This is a genomic window from Bradyrhizobium sp. P5_C11_2 (assembly GCF_054049755.1).
The window spans coordinates 1-3,563 of the sequence record NZ_JBFULT010000673.1 but is presented as its reverse complement, the minus strand read 5'-3'; the positions used below and the strand labels follow the sequence as shown (position 1 = coordinate 3,563).

4 protein-coding genes are annotated in these 3,563 nt (G+C 66.1%); all 4 read left to right on the top strand.

Features of this window, described 5'->3' with window-relative positions:
- Positions 1 to 1,045 (top strand): AMP-binding protein (locus ACXJL8_RS36615; protein WP_456686583.1); only part of this gene is annotated, 1,045 nt, incomplete at its 5' end.
- 132 nt (positions 1,046 to 1,177) lie between these two features.
- Positions 1,178 to 1,657 (top strand): MaoC family dehydratase, encoded by a 480-nt coding sequence (locus ACXJL8_RS36610; protein WP_456618671.1) that lies wholly within the window; start codon positions 1,178 to 1,180, stop codon positions 1,655 to 1,657.
- A gap of 119 nt (positions 1,658 to 1,776) precedes the next feature.
- Positions 1,777 to 2,694 carry an SDR family NAD(P)-dependent oxidoreductase gene (locus ACXJL8_RS36605; protein ID WP_456686582.1) on the top strand — a complete coding sequence of 306 codons (918 nt, stop codon included), beginning with the start codon at positions 1,777 to 1,779 and terminating at the stop codon, positions 2,692 to 2,694.
- Between the two features lie 143 nt (positions 2,695 to 2,837).
- The coding region (locus tag ACXJL8_RS36600; protein WP_456686581.1) for a TIGR03862 family flavoprotein at positions 2,838 to 3,563 on the top strand (726 nt) is incomplete at its 3' end.

The following is a 3,563-nucleotide window of genomic DNA, read 5'->3' as shown; positions in this document are numbered from 1 at the left end:
TCTCTCCACCATGTACTGGGTCGGGCTGAAGCCGGGCGACGTCCACCTCAACATTTCCTCGCCCGGCTGGGCCAAGCACGCCTGGAGCTGCTTCTTCGCGCCCTGGAATGCGGGCGCCACGGTGTTCGTGGTCAACCAGCCGCGCTTCGATGCCAAGGGCTTGCTCGCCACCATCGGCCGCTGCGGCGTCACCACGCTGTGCGCGCCGCCGACGGTGTGGCGGCTCTTCATCCAGGAGAACCTGGCGTCGTTCAAGGTCACGTTGCGTGAGGTCTGCGGCGCCGGCGAGCCGCTTAATCCGGAGGTGATCGACCAGGTGCAGGCGGCCTGGGGGCTCACCATCCGCGACGGCTACGGCCAGACCGAGACCACGGCGCTCGCGGGCAACTCGCCCGGGCAAAAGATCAAGGTCGGCTCGATGGGACGGCCGCTGCCGGGCTATCGCGTGCAGGTCAGCGACGCCGACGGCAATCCCGCGAAGGAGGGCGAGGTGACGCTGGTGCTCGGCACTGAGCGTCCCGCCGGCCTGATGCAGGGCTATCAGGACGACGCCGGCGCAGTGTCGGGCGCGGAAGGCGAGCTCTATCGCAGCGGCGATGTCGTGTTCGAAGACGAGGACGGTTATCTCACCTTCGTCGGCCGCTCCGACGACGTCTTCAAATCCTCCGACTATCGCATCAGCCCGTTCGAGCTCGAGAGTGTCTTGCTCGAGCACGAGCTCGTCGCCGAGGCCGCCGTGGTGCCGAGCCCTGATCCGATCCGGCTCGCGATCCCCAAGGCCTTCGTGCTGCTGATCTCGGGCGCGGAGCGCTCGCCGGAGACCGCGCTGTCCATCTTCCAGCATCTGCACACGCGGCTTGCGCCGTTCAAGCGCATCCGCCGCATCGAGATCGTCACCGAGCTGCCGAAGACGATCTCCGGAAAAATCCGCCGCGTGCAGCTGCGCCGGTTGGAGCGCGACGACGACCGCGATGATTCCCTGCGCGGCCGCGAATTCCGGGAAGAGGATTTCCTGGAGCTGCCGAAAGCCAGGGGTGAAAGTTAAGTGGGTACCTTGGTCATTCCGGGGCGCGCGGAGCGCGAACCCGGAATCCATTCGGCAACAAACTCTGTGGCACAATGGATTCCGGGCTCGATGCTGCGCATCGCCCCGGAATGACGCGATCTGGAGCTAGCAATGAACGAAGTCTGGAAGAAGCCGCCGATTACGCTGGACGCCTACCAAGCCATGGTCGGCAAGGAGGTCGGCGTGTCGTCGTGGCACCTGGTCGACCAGCCGCGCATCGACACCTATGCCGACGTGATCGAGGACCACCAGTTCATCCACGTCGATCCCGAGCGCGCGAAAAGAGAAACCGCCTTCGGCACCACCATCGCGCACGGTTTCCTGACGATGTCGCTGCTGTCGATCATGTCTTATGAAGTCATGCCGGTCATCGCCGGCACCACGATGGGCGTCAATTACGGCTTCGACAAGCTGCGCTTCATCTCGCCGGTGCGTTCGGGAAAGCGCGTCCGTGGCAGGTTTGCGCTGGCCGAAGCCAAGCTGCGCAAGCCGAACGAGTTGCAGTCGCGCACCCACGTGACGGTCGAGATCGAGGGCGAGGACAAGCCCGCGCTGGTCGCCGAGTGGCTGGGGTTGATCTATTTCGCCTGAGCGGGCTCGTCATTGCCGGGCTTGACCCGGCCATCCATCGCTGGTCAAAAGCTTTTCGATTTTGATGGATGGCCGGGTCAAGCCCGGCCACGACGATCCAACATTTGGGAAACGCACTCATGGCAATCAGGTTCGACGGACGCGTCGCCATCGTCACCGGCGCGGGCAATGGTCTCGGACGGGCGCACGCGCTGGGGCTGGCGAGCCGCGGCGCCAAGGTCGTGGTCAACGATTTCGGCGGCGCGCGCGACGGCACCGGCGGCTCGCTGTCGCCCGCGGAGACCGTGGTCGAGGAGATCCGCAAGGCCGGCGGCACCGCGATGGCCGACGGCGCCGACGTCTCCAATTTCGAGCAGGTCACCGCGATGGTCGAGCGTGCCACCAAGGAGTGGGGCAGCGTCGACCTCTTGTGCGCCAATGCCGGCATTTTGCGCGACAAGTCGTTCGGCAAGATGKAGGCGGCCGATTTCCAGAAGGTGCTCGACGTGCACCTCGTCGGCACCTTCTACTGCTGCAAGGCGGCCTGGGCCGGCATGCGCGACCGCAACTACGGCCGCATCGTGCTCACCACCTCGTCCTCCGGCCTCTACGGCAATTTCGGCCAGGCCAATTACGGCGCGGCGAAGTCCGGCATGGTCGGCCTGATGAACGTGCTGGCCGAGGAAGGCCGCAAGAGCGACATCCGCGTCAACATCATCTCGCCGACCGCGGCGACCCGCATGACCGAAGAGCTGCTGCCGCCGCAGGCGCTGCAGCTGATGAGGCCGAACGCGATCACGCCGGCCGTCGAGTACATGCTGAGCGAGGACGCGCCCACCCGCACCATCATGGGCGCCGGCGCCGGCTCGTTTGCGGTGATCAAGATCGTCGAGAGCGAGGGCATCAACCTGCCGGAGTCCGAATGGACGCCGGACGCGGTCGCCGCGCATTTCGCCGAGATCAGCGACATGTCGAAGGCGAAGGCCTTGCAGGGCGCATTCGAGCAGACGCAGAAATACGTGGCGCAGGCCGCAGCGAGGGCGGGCATCAAGCTCTGAGTTGTCATTCCGGGGCGCGCGTAGCGCGAACCCGGAATCCATCGTGCCACAGAATCCGCCGTCTAATGGATTCCGGTTCGCGCCCAAGAAGGCGCGCCCCGGAATGACGAGCTAGGCGCTAGAATCTGGCCTAAACTCCCGCCATGATCGCATCCGAATCCCACGTCGCCATCATCGGCGCCGGCCCCGCTGGCCTCATGGCGGCGGAGGTGCTGGCGCAGGGCGGGGCGCGCGTCACCGTTTACGACGCGATGCCGTCCGCTGGCCGCAAATTCCTGATGGCAGGCCGGGGCGGGCTCAATCTCACCCACAGCGAGCCGCTGCCGCAGTTCATGCCGCGCTATCGCGAGGCGGCGCCGAAGCTCCAAGCGGCGGTCGAAGCCTTATCACCCGACGCGCTGCGCGCCTGGAGCGAGGCACTGGGGGAGCCAACCTTCGTCGGCAGCAGCGGGCGGGTGTTTCCAAAAGCGTTCAAGGCCTCGCCCTTGCTGCGCGCCTGGCTGCGGCGGCTCGATGCCTCTGGCGTGCGCTTTGCCTTTCGTCATCGCTGGATCGGCTGGGACGGGGAACGGCGACTGGTCTTTGAAACACCCAACGGCACAGTTGCCATCGCCGCAGACGCGACCGTGCTCGCACTCGGCGGCGCAAGCTGGCCGCGGCTTGGGTCGGACGGTGGCTGGGTCGATCTTGTCGCGGCAAAAGGCATCGCTGTCTCAAAGCTGCGGCCGGCCAATTCCGGCTTCACGGTTGCCTGGTCCGATGTGTTCCGCGACCGCTTTGAAGGCCAGCCGCTCAAGGGTGTGGCGCTTACGGTTCGCGCGCAGACGGTGCGCGGCGAAGCGATGATCACGCGCAGCGGTATCGAAGGC

What these genes read in the sequence shown, in the direction of transcription:
- ACXJL8_RS36610 (WP_456618671.1), top strand. Translation starts at nt 1,178, where the DNA reads ATGAACGAAGTCTGGAAGAAGCCGCCGATTACGCTGGACGCCTACCAA.